This is a genomic window from Bradyrhizobium sp. HKCCYLRH2047, assembly GCF_051168175.1.
Lineage (GTDB): Bacteria > Pseudomonadota > Alphaproteobacteria > Rhizobiales > Xanthobacteraceae > Bradyrhizobium.
Genome location: NZ_JBNPUM010000009.1, coordinates 114,608 through 132,997 on the forward strand (window position 1 = coordinate 114,608; position 18,390 = coordinate 132,997).

The following is an 18,390-nucleotide window of genomic DNA, read 5'->3' on the forward strand; positions in this document are numbered from 1 at the left end:
TCACGGCGCTCCCGCGGCAGCGCATAGTCTTGCCACGATTCAGGCCCATCGACTGGGAGCTGAGGTTGTGGCAGATCATGCCCACATCCCAATGCCCTGTATCGTACATCGGAGTCCTGGCATGCGCTTCAATCTCACAACTGTCATGGCCGCCTGCGCGCTGCTGATCGCGCCGGCTGGAGCGGGCCTCGCCGCCGACGTCAAGATCCATCGCGTCGCGATCCAAGTCGATCAGAACGATCCGGCGATCATGAATCTGGCGCTCAACAACGCCACCAACATCATGGAGACGTTCAAGGAGAAGGGCGAGGAGGTCGAGATCGAGCTCGTCACCTACGGACCCGGGCTGAACATGCTGCGCGAAGATACCTCGCCGGTGAAGGACCGGCTCAAGCAGATCGCCGAGCTCAGCTTTCCCGCCAAGATCAAGTTCTCCGCCTGCAACATCACCAAGCGCGGCATGGAGAAGCGCGAAGGACATCCGATTGAGATCGTCTCCCAGGCGAGCCTGGTGCCCTCGGGCGCGGTGCGCCTGATGGAGCTGCAGGAGGGCGGCTGGAGCTACCTGAAACCTTAGGTAGTTCTTGCCCCAATACTGCCAGGTTTAAGGCTCATTGAGATACGATCTTGGATTGATCTGTGTCATCAGTCTGCTCGGGGGAATGGCGAGCAGACGCGATCGGGGACTAGTCACATGCACAGAGTACTCGCCCGGCCGGCGCTGCTGGCGCTGGCAACGCTTTCGGCTGCCTTGCTCACCCCCGTCGGCGCGGTGCGCGCGCAAGAGCAGTCCGCCGCTCCGCTCTCGATCAAGCCTGCGCGCGCGTCGGAACGGCGGACCGTCGAGCCTCGGGTCTCAGAGTCCCGCGAGCCGCGGAGCGCCTCGGACGAAGCCGCCATCAAGACGCGCATGAACCAATGGACCGTCGGCCTGGCCGCGGGCCTGCCCGACGGCGGCTTCGTGCGCTTCGCCAGCGAGATGGCGCGGACGATGGACGATGGCGACAACATGCGCCTGATCCCGATGGTGACGCGCGGCACCACCTCGAACATCGCCGACCTGCTCTATCTGCGCGGCGTCGACGTCGCGATCACCTATGCCGACGCCTTCGACTTCTACGCCAGGCAGGCCGGTCTTTCCAACATCAACGACCGCATCCGCTACGTGCTGCGCTTCTTCATCTCCGACGTGCACATCTATGCGCGCGACGAGTTCAAGACGCTGCAGGACCTGAAGGGCCAGAAGGTCGCGGTGGGCACGGCGGGCGTCGCCGCCGCCCACACCGGCCCGCTGATCTTCCGGCGCCTCGGCATCGACATCGAGCCGGTCGCGGTCGGTGGCCCTGTCGCGCTGGAGAAGCTGCACAAGGGCGAGATCGCCGCGATGGTCTATGTCGCCTCCAAGCCCGGCGAGCTGTTCAGCGGCAAGAAGGCGGATCCCGGATTCCACTTCGTGCCGGTGCCGTACACGCAGCAATTCTCGGATTTCTACTATCCGACCAGCATCAAGGCCGACACCTATCCAGGGCTGGTCGCACCTGACACCGCCGTGGAAACCATCGCCGTGCCGTCGGTGCTGGCCGTCTACAACTGGAAGCCGGGCAGCGACCGCGCCGACCGCGTCAACCGCTTCGTCGACACGCTGTTCACCAACCTCGCGCGGCTGCAGCAGCCGCCGTTCCATCCGGGCTGGAAGGATCTCAATCTCGAGGCCCAGGTGCCGGGCTGGCAGCGCTATCCGTATGTCGACGCCGTGCTGGAACGGATGAAGAAGGAGGCCAATGTCGGCCTGGCGCCCGCCGCGACCGGCGGTCTCTCGCAACAGGACCGCTTCGAGGCGTTTCTCGAATCGCAGGCCAAGGCGCCGACCTCGAAGGCGGAGAAGGAGGAGCTGTATCGCTCGTTCCTGGACTGGAGCCGCAAGCGGCAGAGATGAGGGGGACCGCCAATAGCGGCTCGGGCAGTCGGCTAACTCTCCCCGTTCTTACGGGGAGAGGGTTGGGGTGAGCGGCCGCCACACGGGAAGTGTGAGTTGGGGCAGACGCGCAGGGAGCGTCCTTGGTGAGACCTGTACCCCCTGACCCGGATTGCATCTGACGATGCAATCCGACCTCTCCCCGCAAGCGGGGCGAGGTACACCGAGCCAGCCGCGTGAGCGATCGCGCAAACTTGCTTGCAATCAACTCAATAACAACTTCATCCCCGGATCGCCCTTCTCCATCGCCCGCTGATAGGCCGGGCGGGCGGCGATGCGTGACAGATAGGCGCGGATGTCGGGGAAGGGGCTGAGATCGTAAGGCAGGAAGTAGCGCATCGTCGTCAGCGAGAACACGGTCATGATGTCGGCGGTGGTGAGCGCCGGCCCCGCCAGGTAGTCCGCCTCGCCGCAGCGCGCCTCGACGGCGGCGAAAGCGCGATCGACCCGCCCCCGCATCGCGCCGAGCAACGGATTGTCGTCCGGCAGATCGAGCCGGTTGAGGATCATCAGCCGGCCCATCGCCGCCTGCAGCGTGCCGTTGGCGAAGTGGAACCAGTAAAGGAATGGCGCGAAGTTCGGATCATCGGGGCCCGGCCGCAGCCGGCCCTGGCCGTATTTGGAGATGATGTAGTCGACAACGGCGCCGGATTCGGCGAGCACCAGATCGCCGTCGGTAATGACCGGCGCGGCGCCGATCGGGTGCAGCGCCTTGTACTCCGCGGGCGCCAGGACCGTCCTGGCATCGCGCGTGTAGCATTTCAGCTCGTATGGGATCGCCAGCTCCTCGCAGAGCCAGACGATGCGTTCGGATTGGGACTTCCCCAGATGATGGACTGTCAGCATGCGCTATCTTACCTCACCATCGCGCCGTAGACGATGTCCTGCACCTGCTCGCGATAATATTTGCGCAGGTCGCCGGGCGCCGCGGTGCCGACCACGACGACGAGGCGCTCCTTCGGATCGCAGAAGAACTGGGTGCCATAGGCGCCGTTCCAGCTGAACTCGCCGGGATTGCCGGGCACCGCCGACAGGCCCTCGCTGACGCGCACCGCGACGCCGAGCCCGAAGCTGAAGCCGGCGCGATGCGGCTCGACATTGGCGACGGTGTTCTTGATCTCGGGCCCGAGATGGTTGGAGGTCATGTGGTGCACCGTCTTCGGACTCAGGATGCGCGCGCCATCGAGCTCGCCGCCATTGAGCAGCATCTGGCCGAAGCGGACGTAGTCGCCGATGGTGGCGAAGGAGCAGGCGCCGCCGCAGTCCGACTTCGTCGACGTATCCAGCAGCTTGATCGCCTGCGGCTTGCCGGTCAGCGGATTGTTCGGAAACGGATGCGCCAGCCGCGGGCGTTGTGCGTCGGTCGGCGCGAAGGTCGCGTCAACCATGCCGAGCGGCTTCCAGACATTGGCTGAAAGATATTCGCCGAGCCGCTGCTCGCTGACCTTCTCGATCACCGCGCCGAGCACGTCGATGGAGAAGCCGTATTCGAACTGCGTGCCGGGCTGGTGCGCCAGCGGCAGCTTGGTGATGCGCTCGATGAAGGCCTGGGTGTCGCCCTCGGTCGCGGGCGCGGTGCCGTCGGGATAGAGCCGCGCCACCGGGCTCGAGCTGTCCGGCCGGCCGCCATACATCAGGCCCGAAGTGTGGCGGTAGAGATCGTGGATCAGGATCGGGCGGGCCTGCGGCACCAGCAGCAGCGCGCCGTTCTCCTGGGTAACGCCGACCTTCATGTCGGCGAAGGCGGGATAGTAGTCGGCGAGCCTGGCCTGCAACGGCAGCCGGCCCTGCTCCATCAGCGTCAGCCCCGCCACCGCGGTCATCGGCTTGGTCATCGAGGCCAGGGCGAAGATCGCGTCGAGCGGCATCGGCGCGCCCTTCACCGGATCGAGCTGGCCGTAGGCCTTGTAGTGCACGAGCTTGCCGTCACGCGCGATCGCCACCACCGCGCCGGGGACGCGCTTGGCCGCGATCTCGCGAGCGAAAAAGTCATCCATGCGGGCAAGACCCGCCTGCGAGAAGCCGACCTCGTCGGGCCTGGCCTCCGGCAGGGGCGCGGCCGCGAGCTGCGTGGCGATCATGGTGAAGGCTGTGGCAACGGCCGTGAGGATCAGCTTGTTCAAGTGCAACTCCCTGACGTGCGGATGATCCCGCTTTTTCTCCGCGGGATTCGACAAGTCCGCCCGTGCAAGCAGTAGGGCAGCACGCAGCGAACGACAAGCGCTCGCAACACGACCGCATCGCGACGATGTGATCGTGTTCGCTGCCGCACAACGGGTGGATGGACAGACAAATCCAAAGGGGACGGGCGAGATCGCGGATGCGCGAGGTCACGCATGCTGAGGACGATCGGAGTCATCCTTCATACGCTCTGGGCCATTTGTACGCTTGCGACGGGAGCCGTCGTCGGTGCAACCGTCGGCTTTCATTCGGGGGGCTGGATCGGTGCCGTCGTCCTCGGCGTCGTCGGTCTGGTCATCGGCGCAGTGGCTGCTGCATTGCCGTTGGAGACCCTCGCGCTGATCTTGGAAGGTCTTTGATTTCTGGTCGGAACCGTTGCCCTTGCGAGAGGTTGCCTGCTCTCGTTCGAACGGACCCAGCGCCATGACCGGACCCGAGCTCGCCAATCATTATCGCGCCTACATCGGGTGCCTGAATGCGCAGGCGTGGCCGGTGCTCGGCGATTTCGTGCACGAGCATGTCGTCCACAACGGCAGGCAGATCGGGCTCGACGGCTATCGCGACATGCTGATCGGCAACTTCGCCGACATTCCCGATCTTCGCTTCAACATCGGCCTGCTGCTGTCCGAGCCGCCGCGCGTCGCGAGCCGGCTGGACTTCGACTGCACGCCGACAGGCGAATTTCTCGGGCTGCCCGTGAACGGCCGGCGCGTCGCTTTTGCGGAGAACGTGTTCTACGAGTTTCGCGACCGGAGGATCGCTGAAGTTTGGTCGGTCATCGACAAGACCGCGATCGAGTCGCAGCTGTGGCATCATCATTCCAGGCGTTGAAGCACCCGGAATGATGATGACAGATGCGGGCCAGCACACCGGTCGAAGCCGAAAGCAATGCAGGCCCGACGCGCGACAGATTGTTGATTGCTACTTCGGTCGTGGCGGAGCTACAAGATCAATCGTCCAAGTTCGCGTGTTAGCAAGTTCACCCGAGACTTCGGCCCCGACGACAAATATTTGGAACTTTCCTCCAGCATTCACATTCGATGTGGCGGTAGAACTATCGTTGCACGTGATCGTCTGTCCTGCGACGAACGCTGGCGCCTGCTCTTGGAAGCAAGACAGTACACCTACATCGACGATGTTTCTTTTCCGACAGTTGACACTGTTGTCGACATGGATATTGCGGACGCCTTCCATACCCCGCTTACGTCCGGCCTTCTTCTCATACCCGCCGCCGAACTTCCCAAAAAAGTCGATTCCACCGGAAACTTTTCGAGAAACAACGTCTTCACCACTCACATTGATCGCGGCAACCATGCGAACAGCCGGCGGCACAGGACTTGAGCGGGCTAATAGCTTAGCCACCTGACCGAGCTCGCACTTGATGGAGTTGTCTATCACGCCGATGTCATAGCGATACACCGCTTGCGATTGTGCACATGCTGCGGAGGCGCCGAAGACGACCGCGACCAAAACGCTCAAAAGGCATTTCACTGGAGTCCTCCCAAAATAAAAAAACACCCAACCAACAAAATGTACAACGGAACAAATAACAACTTCAAGCTGCTCCAACCTTGTCGCCAGACCAGGGACGGATGAGGAGAATCCTGATAGCAATACGGAAGTCGAAGCTGCGGAGAAGAGCTGCGGCCAAGACTAAAGCCAAAGGCCATCTGCGTTGACAACGCCGCCCTCAGCGGCCGTTCGCGCTCATGCCGGCCCGGAGATACCCCTAGCCGATCGCCACCCCGCCGCCGATGGTGCGGTTGAGCACCTGCGTGGTGCGCTCGATGCGCTCGGCGGCGGCGTTCAGCGCCTTGGCCACCGCGACTTGCGTGGCGCGGGCGCGGTCGCTCGCCTGGTTGCGGACGTTGCGCAGGCCTTCGAGCTCCTGCTCCAGCATCTGCACGCGCTGGTTGGCGTCGATCAGCTCATCGCACACGGTGAGCGCCGCCATCACGGTGAGCCGGGCGTCGCCGATCTCGCCGAACTTGCCGCGCAGATTGGTGATGCGCGATTCCAGACTCTCCGCGAGCTTGAGAAGCCTGAGCTCCTGGCCCTCCTCGCAGGCCATGCGGTATTGGCGGCCGTTGATGGTGACGTTGATGTGGCTCATTCCTCGTCCTCATCGTCTTCAGCGGCGTCCTGCCCGTCGCCGCCAGCGAGCACCGCGCGGATGGTGCCGATCGCGGTGTCCAGACGTTCGGCGATCTCGCGATTGGTGCGCTCGAGCCGGCGCGTCTTCATCAGGGAGCCGTCGAGCTCGTCGGCGAGACGCGAGCGGTCGGCGCCGAGCGCCTGGATCCGCGTCGCCAGCTCGTCCTCGTCACGATCCGCCTCACGCCGCCGCTCGACGGCGCTCTCCAGCGCGTCGAGAGCCGTCATGAGTCGCCGCGTCGCCGCCTCGAGATCGGCGGCGCCGGGTTCCACCTGGCCGGCAAGATTGGCAGGGTGATCGTTCATGGCACGGATGCGAGGCCCTCGGAGCAAGCGGGACGCGACAAAAGCGCTGTCCGGCAAGCGGTTACGGGCAAAATCTTACGTGCTGGGCGAGCCGAGCGCAACGCTCGGCCGAAACTATGCACTACTAAGCAACTTTTGGGACGTCCGGGACGTTGCATTGCCTTTGATTCCCGGAACCGAGGTGCTAATCAGCCCGCAAAATCCCGGCCCGCCAGCAATACCGGCGGCATCCCCTCATCAGCATTTCACGTTTGGACGGATTCCAGCATGACGCAGGTCGATCATTCCCGCATGGCCAACGCCATCCGCGCGCTCGCAATGGATGCCGTCGAAAAGGCGAAATCGGGCCATCCCGGCCTGCCGATGGGCGCCGCCGACGTCGCCACCGTGCTGTTCACCCGCGTGCTGAAATTCGATGCCGCAGCGCCCGCCTGGCCGGACCGAGACCGCTTCGTGCTCTCGGCCGGCCACGGCTCGATGCTGCTCTACGCCCTGCTGTATCTGACCGGCAACGAGGAGATGACGCTCGACCAGATCAAGCGCTTCCGCCAGGTCGATTCGCTCACCCCCGGCCATCCCGAGAATTTCCGCACCAAGGGCATCGAGACCACCACCGGCCCGCTCGGCCAGGGCATCTCCACCGCGGTCGGCATGGCGCTGGCCGAGAAGATGCTGCAGGCGGAATACGGCAAGAAGATCGTCGACCATCACACCTATGTGCTGGCCTCCGACGGCGACCTGATGGAGGGCATCTCCCAGGAAGCGATCGCGATGGCCGGGCACTGGAAGCTCAACAAGCTGATCGTGCTGTGGGACGACAACGGCATCTCGATCGACGGCCCGCTGTCGATCGCCGATTCGGTCGACCAGGTGAAGCGCTTCAAGGCATGCGGCTGGGCCGCCGAGCTGATCGACGGCCATGACCCGGAGGCGATTGCCGCTGCGATCGCGCGGGCGCAGAAGTCGTCGAAGCCGTCGCTGATCGCCTGCAAGACCACGATCGGCTATGGCGCGCCGACCAAGGCCGGCACCTCCAAGGTGCATGGCGAGGCGCTGGGAGCAGAAGAGCTGAAGGGCGCCAAGGAGAAGCTCGGCATCTCCTTGGAGCCGTTCTCGGTGCCCGACGACGTGCTCGCCGCCTGGCGCGAAGCCGGCCGCCGCGGCGCGGCTGCGCGCACGGAGTGGGAGACGCGCCTCGGCGAGATGGGGCCGCGCAAGCGCGCCGAGTTCGAGCGCCGGCTGCGCCACGAGCGCCCGGCGGCGCTGGCGAAGGCGCTGAAGGACCACAAGAAGGCGCTGCTGGAGACCCCGCTCAACGTCGCCACCCGCAAGTCCTCCGAGGCCGCGATCGAGGTGATCGCCGCGGCGATGCCGTTCGAGTTCGTGGCGGGCTCCGCCGACCTCACCGGCTCCAACAACAACAAGGCGAAGTCCGCGACCTCGTTCTCGGCCAAGACGCCGAAGGGCCGCTTCATCCATTACGGCATCCGCGAGCACGGCATGGCGGCATGCATGAACGGCATCTTCCTGCATGGCGGCTTCGCGCCGAACGGCGCCACCTTCCTGGTGTTCTCGGACTACGCGCGCGGCGCAATGCGCCTGTCGGCGCTGATGGGCGCCGGCGTCGTCTACGTGCTGACTCACGACTCCATCGGCCTCGGCGAGGACGGCCCGACGCATCAGCCGGTCGAGCATCTCGCCGCGCTGCGCGCGATGCCCAACATGCGCGTCTTCCGCCCGGCCGACGCGGTCGAGACCGCCGAGTGCTGGGAGCTGGCGCTGAACCGCACCAACGGCCCGACCGTGCTGGCGCTGACGCGGCAGAACCTGCCGCAACTGCGCACGTCCGCGCCGGCTGACAATCCCTGCGGCCGCGGCGGCTATGAGCTGGTCGCGGCGCAAGGCGAAGCCAAGGTGTCGCTGTTCGCCACCGGCTCGGAGGTCGAGATCGCGGTCGCCGCGCAGAAGCAGCTCGCCGAGCGTGGCATCCCAGCCCGCGTCGTCTCGGTGCCGTCGCTCGAGCTGCTGCTGGAGCAGCCGGCCGAGACCCGGGCCGCGATCATCGGCAAGGCGCCGGTCAAGATCGCCATCGAGGCCGCGGTGCGCTGGGGCTGGGACGCGGTCATCGGCCAGGATGGCATCTTCATCGGCATGCATTCGTTCGGCGAGAGCGGCCCGGCCAAGGAGCTCTACAAGCATTTCGGCATCACCGCCGAGGCGGCTGTCGAGGCCGCCGTACAGCGGCTGGCGTAAGGCCTTCGGTCCCCCGCGCGGCCGTCCATCACGTCTGAGCGACCGGACAGCCGCGCTGGCGGATCCCTGATTCGCGACGGTTGAGCGAGCGCAAAAAAAGGACTACGAAAGGGCCATATCGTCCGCTCCCGCCCGGCAGAACCGGGCGTCAACAGGTCCAAACCCTCGTAGAGCCCTTGCCAGGGGCCGGCTACGAGGGACGAGAAACGTCATTGAACGATAAACGTCATTGAAGGAGACGAAAATGGCAGTCCGGGTCGGGATCAACGGGTTTGGCCGCATCGGCCGCAACGTTCTGCGCGCCATCGCGGAATCGGGCCGCAAGGACATCGTGGTGGTCGGCATCAACGATCTCGGCCCGGTCGAGACCAACGCCCACCTGCTGCGCTTCGACAGCGTGCATGGCCGCTTCCCGCACACCGTGACCGTCGACGGCGACACGATCGATATCGGCCAGGGCAAGATCAAGGTCACCGCCGAGCGTGATCCGTCGAAGCTGCCGTGGAAGGATCTCGGCGTGGACATCGCGCTGGAATGCACCGGCATCTTCACCTCCAAGGACAAGGCCTCCGCGCACCTGACCGCCGGCGCCAAGCGCGTGCTGGTCTCGGCCCCGGCCGACGGCGCCGACGCCACCATCGTCTACGGCGTCAACCACACCACGCTGACCAAGGATCATCTGGTCGTCTCCAACGGCTCCTGCACCACCAACTGCCTGGCGCCGGTCGCCAAGGTGCTGAACGATACGGTCGGCATCGAGACCGGCTTCATGACCACGATCCACGCCTACACCGGCGACCAGCCGACGCTCGACACCATGCACAAGGATCTCTATCGCGGCCGCGCGGCGGCGATGTCGATGATCCCGACCTCGACCGGTGCGGCCAAGGCGATCGGCCTGGTGCTGCCGGAGCTGAAGGGCAAGCTCGACGGCGTCGCGATCCGCGTGCCGACGCCGAATGTCTCGGTGGTCGATCTCAAGATCGTCGCCAAGCGCAACACCGAGCCGAAGGAGATCAACGAGGCGATCAAGCGCGCCGCCGAGCAGGAGCTCAAGGGCGTGCTCGGTTACACCAATTCGCCCAACGTCTCGATCGACTTCAACCACGACCCGCACTCGTCGACGTTCCACATGGACCAGACCAAGGTCATGAACGGCAACCTCGTGCGCGTGATGTCCTGGTACGACAACGAGTGGGGCTTCTCCAATCGCATGGCCGACACCGCCGTCGCGATGGGCAAGCTGCTGTAACTCTCTTCAGTCATTCCGGGACGATGCGCCGCATCGACCCCGGAATCTCGAGATTCCGGCTGCGGTCCTCGGACCGCTCCGGAATGACGGCTGAGGAAGCGCCATGACCCTTCCTAATTGGCTCGGAATCCCCGGGGCGCTGCTGCTGATTGGCTTGATTGCCTATGGCTTCCGCCAAGGCATGCGGGTGACGACGAAGCAGGAAGGCCATCCGCCGGAAAACACCGACGGATATAATCACCACTGATTAGTCCCTCGTTTTACGGTGGCTCCAATGAAACAATTCCGCACCCTCGACGACGTCGATCCCAAGAGCAAGCGCGTGCTGCTGCGCGTCGATCTCAACGTCCCCATGGAGAATGGCCACGTCACCGACGCCACGCGCCTGGAGCGCGTCGCGCCGACCATCAATGAGCTCGCCACCAAGGGCGGCAAGGTCATCCTGCTCGCGCATTTCGGCCGGCCGAAGGGCCGCGACGCCAAGGACTCGCTGAAGCCGGTCGCCGCCGCGCTCTCGCAAGTGATCAAGCGCCCGGTCGCCTTTGCCGACGACTGCATCGGCGAGCCGGCGGCGACCGCCATCGCCGCGATGAAGGACGGCGACGTGCTGTGCCTGGAGAACACGCGCTTCCACAAAGAGGAAGAGAAGAACGATCCGGCCTTCGTGGCCGAGCTCGCCAAGCTCGGCGACATCTGGGTCAACGACGCCTTCTCCGCCGCGCACCGCGCCCATGCCTCGACCGAGGGCCTCGGCCACAAGCTGCCGGCCTATGCCGGCCGCACCATGCAGGCCGAGCTCGACGCGCTCGACAAGGCGCTGGGCCGCCCGGCCAAGCCGGTGATCGCGATCGTCGGCGGCGCCAAGGTCTCGACCAAGATCGACCTCTTGGAAAACCTCGTCACCAAGGTCGATGCGCTGGTGATCGGCGGCGGCATGGCCAACACCTTCCTGCATGCCCAGGGCGTGCAGATCGGCAAGTCCTTGGCCGAGAAGGATCTGGCGGCGACTGCTCTCAGGATCATGGACAAGGCGGAAGCCTCGAACTGCGCCATCATCCTGCCGGTGGACGCCACTGTGTCCTATCACTTCGCGGCCAATTCGCCGTCCTTCGCCTACGGCCTCGACGCGATCCCGCCGGACAGCATGATCCTCGACGTCGGCCCGCAATCGACCGCGCGCATCCACGCCGCGATCGATGATGCCGCGACCTTGGTGTGGAACGGCCCGCTCGGTGCCTTCGAGCTGAACCCGTTCGACCGCGGCACCATGGTCGCCGCCAAGCACGCAGCCGAGCGCACCAAGGCCAAGAAGCTGATCTCGGTGGCCGGCGGCGGCGATACCGTCGCGGCGCTCAACCAGGCCGGCGTGGCCGGCGATTTCAGCTACGTCTCGACCGCGGGCGGCGCGTTCCTGGAGTGGATGGAGGGCAAGCCGCTGCCGGGCGTCGAGGTGCTGAAGGCCTGATATTCGGAGCTTGTCGGTCATGGATGTTTCTGTTATGTTCCATTCATGACCGACACCCCGGCAGACGCCGTGCACTCGATCCTGATCAAAATCCAGGAGAGCATTTCAGCACTCCGGATGGAGGTCGGACAGTTCAGGCAGGACAACCGGGCCGAACACGAGCGGATGGAAACTCTGATCCGCAAGCAGCGCCGCGACTCCGCAGGCATGCTCGTCATGATGCGAGCGGCCGCCGGTGACTTCGATGAGCGCGTCAGCGCGGTCGAGGAGCGCATCGCGGCTCTCGAAGCCAGGAAGACCTGAGCCAGCTCCGCTGAGCTGTCCGTTGCAATGGCTTCGGCGGCTAACCTCGATGGCAGCTGACAGCTGCCGTCCCGTCACCTGCGTCGCCCGCAACCCTTGGAATCTCCCGACCACCGCGTTATGCACGGTGCAGCAGTTTCGACGCGTGCGCATCCTGCCGCACGGTCCAATTCTTAATCAGGGAGTTCCAGCCATGGCTCGTATCACGTTGCGTCAATTGCTCGACCACGCGGCGGAAAATGACTACGGCGTCCCGGCCTTCAACATCAACAACATGGAGCAGGCGCTGGCGATCATGGAGGCGGCCAATGCGGTCGACGCGCCCGTCATCATCCAGGCCTCGCGCGGCGCCCGCTCCTACGCCAACGACGTCATGCTCAAGCACATGATGGACGCGGTCACCGAGATCTATCCCCACATTCCGGTGTGCGTGCATCTCGATCATGGCAACGGTCCCGACACCTGCATGACTGCGATCCAGTCCGGCTTCACCTCGGTGATGATGGACGGCTCGCTGAAGGCCGACGGCAAGACTCCGGCTGACTGGGACTACAATGTCGGCGTCACCAAGACGGTCGCCACCATGGCGCATCTCGGCGGCATCTCGGTCGAGGGCGAGCTCGGCGTGCTCGGCTCGCTCGAGACCGGCATGGGCGACAAGGAGGACGGCCACGGCGCCGAGGGCAAGCTGTCGCACGATCAGCTGCTGACCAATCCGGACGAGGCCGTGAAGTTCGTGCGTGAGACCCAGGTCGACGCGCTCGCGATCGCGATGGGAACGTCTCACGGCGCCTACAAGTTCACGCGCAAGCCCGATGGCGATATCCTCGCCATGAACGTGATCGAGGAGATCCACCGCAAGCTGCCGAACACGCATCTCGTGATGCACGGCTCGTCCTCGGTGCCGCAGGACCTGCAGGAGATCATCAACGCCTATGGCGGCAAGATGAAGCCGACCTGGGGCGTGCCGGTCAGCGAGATCCAGCGCGGCATCAAGAACGGCGTGCGCAAGATCAACATCGACACCGACAACCGCATGGCGATGACCGGCCAGATCCGGAAAGTTCTGTCGGAGCACCCGGAGGAGTTCGATCCGCGCAAGTACCTGAAGCCGGCGATGGAGGCGATGGCCAAGCTCTGCAAGCAGCGCCTGCAGGAGTTCAACACCGCCGGCCAGGCCTCCAAGATCAAGCGCGTGCTGACCACGGCCGAGATGGCCAAGCGCTACGCCAAGGGCGAGCTGGCTCCGAAGGTGGCGTGAGCGTTCGTCGTGTAGTTTGACCTTCGCCCCGAACTCGGTGTGCTCCCCTCCCCCTTGCGGGGAGGGGTCGGGGGTGGGGGTCTCCGAGTCACGCTGTGAGTGGGCGACTCGATAGGGCGTGTCGGCGGGCCCGGCTCTCACGAGCGTCCGCAGCAGGGAGCCTTGCTCGGTGCGAGAGCGTGTCCGGCTGCCATACTGCGCATCTCTATTAGTTGAATCTTGGAAGATCAGGCGCCCCGAATTGAATTCAGCGCCCGCGGACCCTCACCCCCGCCCCGCAAGGGGGAGGGGAGCCGACCGACACCGAGGTGAGAGATCCATTCATCAGCAACCTCCCCTTCACCTCTTCGAGAGTCCGCCTCACCGGCGGCCAATGTTTGCTCGGCATCCGCCCGAGAACCGTCTATTTTGATGGGCAGGGCAGGTGCGTCTGGAGCCAAGCATGAATCTCTCCGCACTGAACACCACGGCCCTTGCCATGGTTGCACCGGGCAAGGGCATCCTCGCCGCCGATGAATCCACCGGGACGATCAAGAAGCGCTTCGATGCCATCAAGGTCGAATCGACCGAACAGAACCGCCGCGACTATCGCGAGATGCTGTTTCGCAGCGAGGGCATGTCGTTCATCTCCGGCGTCATCCTCTATGACGAAACCATCCGGCAGCATGCCGCCGACGGCACCCCGCTGGTGAAGCTGATCGAAGCGGCCGGCGCCATTCCCGGCATCAAGGTCGATGAGGGAACACAGCCGCTGTCCGGCTGCCCCGGCGAGCGGGTCACGGTCGGCCTCGACAGGCTTGCGGATCGGCTGGCGACGTACTACGCGCTGGGTGCGCGCTTCGCCAAATGGCGGGCCGTGATCGATATCGACAAGGACAACATCCCTTCGATGACAGCGATCCATGTCAACGCGCATGCGCTCGGCCGCTATGCCGCCCTGTGCCAGGCAGCGAACATCGTGCCGATTGTCGAACCGGAGGTGCTGATGGACGGCGATCATGACATCGGTCGCTGCTTCGACGTCACGCGCCGCGTGCTGAACGAGGTGTTTGGTGAATTGCGCATCCAGCGCGTCGCGTTGGAAGGCATGATCCTGAAGCCCAACATGGCGGTCGCGGGCAAGCAGTCGCCGGACCAGGCCGGGGTGCAGGAGGTCGCCGAAAGGACCGTCCAACTGTTGAAGGAATGCGTGCCTGCGGCGGTGCCCGGCATCGCCTTCCTGTCCGGCGGACAATCCGACGAGAGCGCGACCGCGCATCTCGACGCGATGAACCGGCTCGGACCGCTGCCCTGGAAGCTGACCTTCTCCTACGGCCGCGCGCTGCAGGCGGCTCCGCAGCAGGCATGGGCAGGCAGGGCGGCGAACATCCCCGCCGGCCAGCGCGCCTTCACCCACCGCGCCCGCATGAACGCGCTTGCCAGCCGCGGCCAGTGGACCGCAGCGCTCGAGAAAGAGGCCGCCTAGTGTCCGGCAAGACGACATCCGCGCGGCCCGCGCCGCGCCTCTATCTGGCAACGCCGGTCGTGACCGATGCGGCGGCGCTGGCCGCCGGCCTGCCCGAGATCCTCGCCAGCGCCGACATCGCTGCGGTGCTGGTGCGGCTGAAGGACAGCGATCCGCGCAGCATGATCACGATGGTCAAGACGCTGGCGCCGGCGATCCAGGGCGCCGGCGCAGCGCTGCTGATCGACGGCCATCCCGACATCGTCGCCCGCGCCGGCGCCGATGGCGCGCACCTGACCGGCATCGCCGCGCTGGAGGAGGCGCTGCCCGGCCTGAAGCCGGACCGCATCGCCGGCTGCGGCGGCCTGTCCACACGCCATGATTCGATGCGCGCCGGCGAGCTCGGCGCCGACTATGTGCTGTTCGGCGAGCGCGATGCGCAGGGACGGCGGCCCTCGCCGGATGCCGTCAACGAGCGCCTCGCCTGGTGGGCGGAGCTGTTCGAGCCGCCCTGCGTCGGCTATGCGATCTCGCTCAAGGAGGCCGCGGACTTCGTCGCGGCGGGAGCCGATTTCGTGCTGGTCGACGACCTCGTCTGGAACGACGCCCGCGGCCCGGCCGCGGCGCTTGCTGAGATCAGCACCGCGATCCGCAGCGCCCATACGGCCGCGCCAGCCGACGCGCCAGGACAGAGCTGAACGGCGGCCGATGACGATCCTGCGCCTGACATGTGTCGTTGCTGCGCTCGCCATGGCGATGCCGGGCGCACGCGCGCAGATCTCGTTGACGCCGCCGGCCCTGCAGCCGGCCCCGGCGGAAAAGCCCAAGCCGGTCGAACGGCCGGCGGAGAAGGCGGCCGAGAAGGCCAAGCCGCCGGCAACGTCCGCGGCAAAGAAGCCGGCCCCCGCCCCGTCGGCCAAGCCGGCCGCTCCAGCGCCGGCCGCGACGCCACCGCCCGCCACCAATGATCCCAATGTCGACCTGGTCTACGGCGCCTATCAGCGCGGCCAGTACAAGACCGCGTTCGATCTCGCCACGCCGCGGGCGCAGGCCGGCGATCCCAAGGCCATGGCGATGCTCGGCCAGCTCTACGAAAACGCCCAGGGCATCCGCCGCGATTACGAAAAGGCGGCGATCTGGTACAAGCGGGCCGCCGAGGCCGGCGACCGCGAGGCGATGTTCGCGCTGGCGATGATGCGGCTGGCCGGGCGCGGCGGCCCTGTCGACAAGCTCGAGGCGGTCAAGCTGCTGGCCTCCGCCGCCAAGCTCGGCGAGCCCAAGGCGGCCTACAATCTCGCGCTGCTCTATCTCGACGGCCAGACCTTGCCGCAGGACCTCAGGCGCTCGGCCGAGCTGCTGCGCCTGGCTGCGGATGCCGGCAATGCCGAGGCGCAATACGCGCTGGCGACCTTCTACAAGGAAGGAACCGGCGTGCCGAAAGACCTCGAAAAGGCCGCGCAATTGCTGAAGGCGGCCGCGATCGCCGACAATATCGACGCCGAGGTCGAATACGCCATCGCGCTGTTCAACGGCACCGGCGTGCCGAAGGACCAGCCCGCGGCCATCGCGCTGCTGCGCCGGGCCGCGCGGCAGAACAGCCCGGTCGCCCAGAACCGGCTGGCGTGGGTGCTGCTGTATGGAATCGCCACCCCGATGGACAAGGTCGAGGCCTACAAATGGCACCTGGTGGCCAAGACCGCCGGCAAGGGCGATCCCAAGCTCGACGAGAAATTCGCCGACATGCCCCCCGAAGACCGCGCCAAGGGCGAACAGGCCGCCAAGCACTGGCTGGGCACCATCAAGTGATCGGCCGCTGATCCGGCCTTGACGCGGCCGCCCCGGCAGGGCACCCACAGCCAGCCATTTCACCCGCCTTCGTCCGCTTCCGGGGAAGGCGCGCACCGCGAGGTGCGGTCAGCCCAGCGCATCGAGCTCATGATCCATTCCGCCCTCATCAACGTCATGGTCAAGGCCGCGCGCCGCGCCGGCCGCAACCTCAAGCGCGATCTCGGCGAGATCGAGCACCTGCAGGTGTCGCTGAAGGGGCCGGCCAATTTCGTCTCCCGCGCCGACAAGAAGGCCGAGGAGATGCTGTACGAGGATCTCTCCAAGGCCCGGCCCGGCTACGGCTTCCTCGGCGAGGAGGGCGGCAAGCGCGAAGGCAGCGACAAGTCGCACACCTGGATCGTCGACCCGCTCGACGGCACCACCAACTTCCTGCACGGCATCCCGCAATTCGCGATCTCGATCGCGCTGCAGCGCGAGGACACCGTGATCGCCGGCGTGATCTACAATCCCGCCAATGACGAGCTCTACATCGCCGAGCGCGGCAAGGGCGCGTTCCTCAACGACCAGCGGCTGCGCGTCGCCGCGCGCAAACAGCTGCATGAATGCGTCATCGCCTGCGGCCTGCCGCATATCGGCCGCGGCGATCACCAGCTGTTCCTGCGCGAGATGACCTCGCTGCAGGTCAAGGTCGCAGGGCTCCGCCGCTTCGGCGCCGCCTCGCTCGACCTCGCCTTCGTCGCCGCCGGCCGTTTCGACGCCTATTGGGAGCGCGACCTGCAGCCCTGGGACATCGCCGCCGGTATGATCCTGGTGCGCGAGGCCGGCGGCACCGTGTCCGGCATCGACGGCAAGGAGGACGCGCTGGCGACCGGGCACGTGGTGTGCGGCAACGAGGTCATCCACCGCGAGCTGGTGAAGGTGCTGAAAGCGGCGGCGTAGCTTGATTCTGCGCGGCCACCGGCCGCCTTCTTACGGTTTGCCAAACCGCTCGCCTCACATGCGGTGTCGTCCCGGCCTTGAGCCGGGACCCATAGCCACCGGCCGTTTTGATCGAGCAAGATGGGTCGACCAGAATGCCTCACACGTCTCCCTGGGGTTATGGGTCCCGGATCAGCGCGCGCCTGCCGCGCGCTCGTCCGGGACGGCACCGAGGGCGAGGCTGGCCGCGCCTGTTACCGCCGCCCGCTGGTAAACGCCTGCGGCGTCGCGCCGGGCAGGACCGGGGAGTTGATGTCGCTGTCGACGCGATCGGACGACTGCCCGGCATAGCTGAAGCCGAGCGACAGGCTGACATTGGAGGTCGGCTTGAACTCGACGCCGCCATTGATCGCGTAGGCCGGCGTCGAGGTCGATCGCCCGTCGAACGTCGCGAACGGGCCACCGAGGCCGGGATTGTATTTCAGCGTCTCGAAGCCGCCATAGAAGCTGACGCCGCTCTTGAAGGTGTAGCCGTATTGCGCGCCCTCGGTCGTGTACGACCCGAGCCCGCCGTAACGGTTGACGAGGTTCGAGCTCAGGCCGACGCCCGACAGCGCCGCCCAATTGTTCGTCACGCTGTAGCTCCGCGCGAAGAAGCCGCTGTCCCTGCCGCTGCCCGTGAAGCTTGGGTAGTCGCCGTAAGACTCGAGACTGCCGGAGTCGCTGAAGCCGACCGGCCAGCCCGGCAGCCAATATTTGACGGGACCGGATTGGGCGTGGGCGGCTGAGGCGCCGAGAGCAGCGAACACCAACGCGAGAACAGATTTGCGAGAGACCATCGACATGCCGTACCCGTCACGTGTCGTCGCAGCATACACGGACGGACCAAGAAACTCCAGTCGCGGGGATTGCAGCATCATGTCCCAGCGCCGGCGGTGCTCTCCCCTCCCCCTTGCGGGGAGGGGTCGGGGGTGGGGGTCCGCGAACTCCGAACGCCGATAAGGGAACATATCTTCGGGCGCCCACGAATGAGCAAGCGGCTTGCGTTTCTCGCTCAAGCAAATGAGCCGCGTCGTGGATGGGAGTAGAT

20 protein-coding genes are annotated in these 18,390 nt (G+C 65.8%); 14 read left to right on the plus strand and 6 right to left on the minus strand.

Annotated features, from left to right (window positions below):
• The first annotated feature begins 121 nt into the window (after positions 1–121).
• The gene (locus ACQR1D_RS21885; protein ID WP_434838613.1) at positions 122–577 is read left to right on the plus strand and encodes a DsrE family protein; all 456 of its coding nucleotides are present in this window, start codon (positions 122–124) and stop codon (positions 575–577) included.
• Between the two features lie 117 nt (positions 578–694).
• A complete protein-coding gene (locus ACQR1D_RS21890; protein WP_315804791.1) occupies positions 695–1,936 on the plus strand; it encodes a TAXI family TRAP transporter solute-binding subunit in 1,242 nt (413 codons plus the stop codon).
• Between the two features lie 243 nt (positions 1,937–2,179).
• Here the strand turns inward: ACQR1D_RS21890 and ACQR1D_RS21895 are convergent, their stop codons facing one another.
• On the minus strand, positions 2,180–2,821 hold the full coding sequence (locus tag ACQR1D_RS21895) for a glutathione S-transferase family protein (RefSeq protein WP_434838612.1): 642 nt from the start codon (positions 2,819–2,821) through the stop codon (positions 2,180–2,182).
• A gap of 8 nt (positions 2,822–2,829) precedes the next feature.
• Positions 2,830–4,056, minus strand: a complete 1,227-nt coding sequence (locus ACQR1D_RS21900) for a serine hydrolase domain-containing protein (protein WP_434838672.1) — start codon at positions 4,054–4,056, stop codon at positions 2,830–2,832.
• A 255-nt stretch (positions 4,057–4,311) separates the two neighbouring features.
• Here ACQR1D_RS21900 and ACQR1D_RS21905 point away from each other — a divergent pair, with 255 nt between their 5' ends.
• Together ACQR1D_RS21905 and ACQR1D_RS21910 are read left to right on the plus strand one after the other, a co-directional pair.
• Positions 4,312–4,515, plus strand: coding sequence for a hypothetical protein (locus tag ACQR1D_RS21905; RefSeq protein WP_434838611.1), 204 nt, complete (start codon positions 4,312–4,314; stop codon positions 4,513–4,515).
• Between the two features lie 64 nt (positions 4,516–4,579).
• Positions 4,580–4,987: an ester cyclase gene (locus tag ACQR1D_RS21910; RefSeq protein ID WP_434838610.1), complete on the plus strand. Its 408-nt coding sequence runs from the start codon at positions 4,580–4,582 to the stop codon at positions 4,985–4,987.
• Between the two features lie 90 nt (positions 4,988–5,077).
• On the opposite strand, the gene ACQR1D_RS21915 is transcribed toward ACQR1D_RS21910, so the two are convergent.
• The 3 genes from ACQR1D_RS21915 to ACQR1D_RS21925 all read right to left on the minus strand — a co-directional run bounded on the left by ACQR1D_RS21915 (position 5,078) and on the right by ACQR1D_RS21925 (position 6,616).
• Complete coding sequence (locus ACQR1D_RS21915) at positions 5,078–5,725, minus strand: hypothetical protein (protein ID WP_434838609.1); 648 nt, start codon at positions 5,723–5,725, stop codon at positions 5,078–5,080.
• Positions 5,726–5,885: 160 nt separating this feature from the next.
• Positions 5,886–6,269, minus strand: a complete 384-nt coding sequence (locus ACQR1D_RS21920; RefSeq protein WP_315804786.1) for a cell division protein ZapA — start codon at positions 6,267–6,269, stop codon at positions 5,886–5,888.
• Positions 6,266–6,616 (minus strand): DUF4164 domain-containing protein, encoded by a 351-nt coding sequence (locus tag ACQR1D_RS21925; RefSeq protein WP_316177332.1) that lies wholly within the window; start codon positions 6,614–6,616, stop codon positions 6,266–6,268. The genes ACQR1D_RS21920 and ACQR1D_RS21925 overlap by 4 nt, the downstream gene beginning before the upstream one ends.
• A 267-nt stretch (positions 6,617–6,883) precedes the next feature.
• Between ACQR1D_RS21925 and tkt the strand changes: the two genes are divergently transcribed.
• From tkt to ACQR1D_RS21975, 10 genes are all read left to right on the plus strand, one after another.
• Entirely contained in the window at positions 6,884–8,869 is a 1,986-nt protein-coding gene (tkt, locus tag ACQR1D_RS21930; RefSeq protein ID WP_434838608.1) for a transketolase, read from the plus strand.
• A 244-nt stretch (positions 8,870–9,113) separates the two neighbouring features.
• Positions 9,114–10,121 carry a type I glyceraldehyde-3-phosphate dehydrogenase gene (gene gap / locus ACQR1D_RS21935; RefSeq protein WP_316238135.1) on the plus strand — a complete coding sequence of 336 codons (1,008 nt, stop codon included), beginning with the start codon at positions 9,114–9,116 and terminating at the stop codon, positions 10,119–10,121.
• Between the two features lie 103 nt (positions 10,122–10,224).
• On the plus strand, positions 10,225–10,368 hold the full coding sequence (locus ACQR1D_RS21940) for a hypothetical protein (protein ID WP_316216507.1): 144 nt from the start codon (positions 10,225–10,227) through the stop codon (positions 10,366–10,368).
• Positions 10,369–10,395: 27 nt separating this feature from the next.
• A complete protein-coding gene (locus tag ACQR1D_RS21945) occupies positions 10,396–11,586 on the plus strand; it encodes a phosphoglycerate kinase (protein ID WP_434838607.1) in 1,191 nt (396 codons plus the stop codon).
• Positions 11,587–11,631: 45 nt separating this feature from the next.
• The gene (locus tag ACQR1D_RS21950; RefSeq protein WP_434838606.1) at positions 11,632–11,889 is read left to right on the plus strand and encodes a hypothetical protein; all 258 of its coding nucleotides are present in this window, start codon (positions 11,632–11,634) and stop codon (positions 11,887–11,889) included.
• A 193-nt stretch (positions 11,890–12,082) separates the two neighbouring features.
• Entirely contained in the window at positions 12,083–13,150 is a 1,068-nt protein-coding gene (gene fba, locus ACQR1D_RS21955; protein WP_316165769.1) for a class II fructose-bisphosphate aldolase, read from the plus strand.
• 442 nt (positions 13,151–13,592) lie between these two features.
• Complete coding sequence (locus ACQR1D_RS21960; RefSeq protein ID WP_434838605.1) at positions 13,593–14,615, plus strand: class I fructose-bisphosphate aldolase; 1,023 nt, start codon at positions 13,593–13,595, stop codon at positions 14,613–14,615.
• Positions 14,615–15,292 carry a thiamine phosphate synthase gene (locus ACQR1D_RS21965; RefSeq protein ID WP_316216506.1) on the plus strand — a complete coding sequence of 226 codons (678 nt, stop codon included), beginning with the start codon at positions 14,615–14,617 and terminating at the stop codon, positions 15,290–15,292. The genes ACQR1D_RS21960 and ACQR1D_RS21965 overlap by 1 nt, the downstream gene beginning before the upstream one ends.
• A 10-nt stretch (positions 15,293–15,302) precedes the next feature.
• Positions 15,303–16,400 (plus strand): tetratricopeptide repeat protein, encoded by a 1,098-nt coding sequence (locus tag ACQR1D_RS21970; protein WP_316216505.1) that lies wholly within the window; start codon positions 15,303–15,305, stop codon positions 16,398–16,400.
• Positions 16,401–16,529: 129 nt separating this feature from the next.
• Positions 16,530–17,321: an inositol monophosphatase family protein gene (locus ACQR1D_RS21975; protein WP_315804776.1), complete on the plus strand. Its 792-nt coding sequence runs from the start codon at positions 16,530–16,532 to the stop codon at positions 17,319–17,321.
• A 233-nt stretch (positions 17,322–17,554) separates the two neighbouring features.
• Here ACQR1D_RS21975 and ACQR1D_RS21980 read toward each other — a convergent pair whose 3' ends face one another.
• Positions 17,555–18,145, minus strand: coding sequence for an outer membrane protein (locus ACQR1D_RS21980; RefSeq protein WP_434838604.1), 591 nt, complete (start codon positions 18,143–18,145; stop codon positions 17,555–17,557).
• Positions 18,146–18,390: the final 245 nt, after the last annotated feature.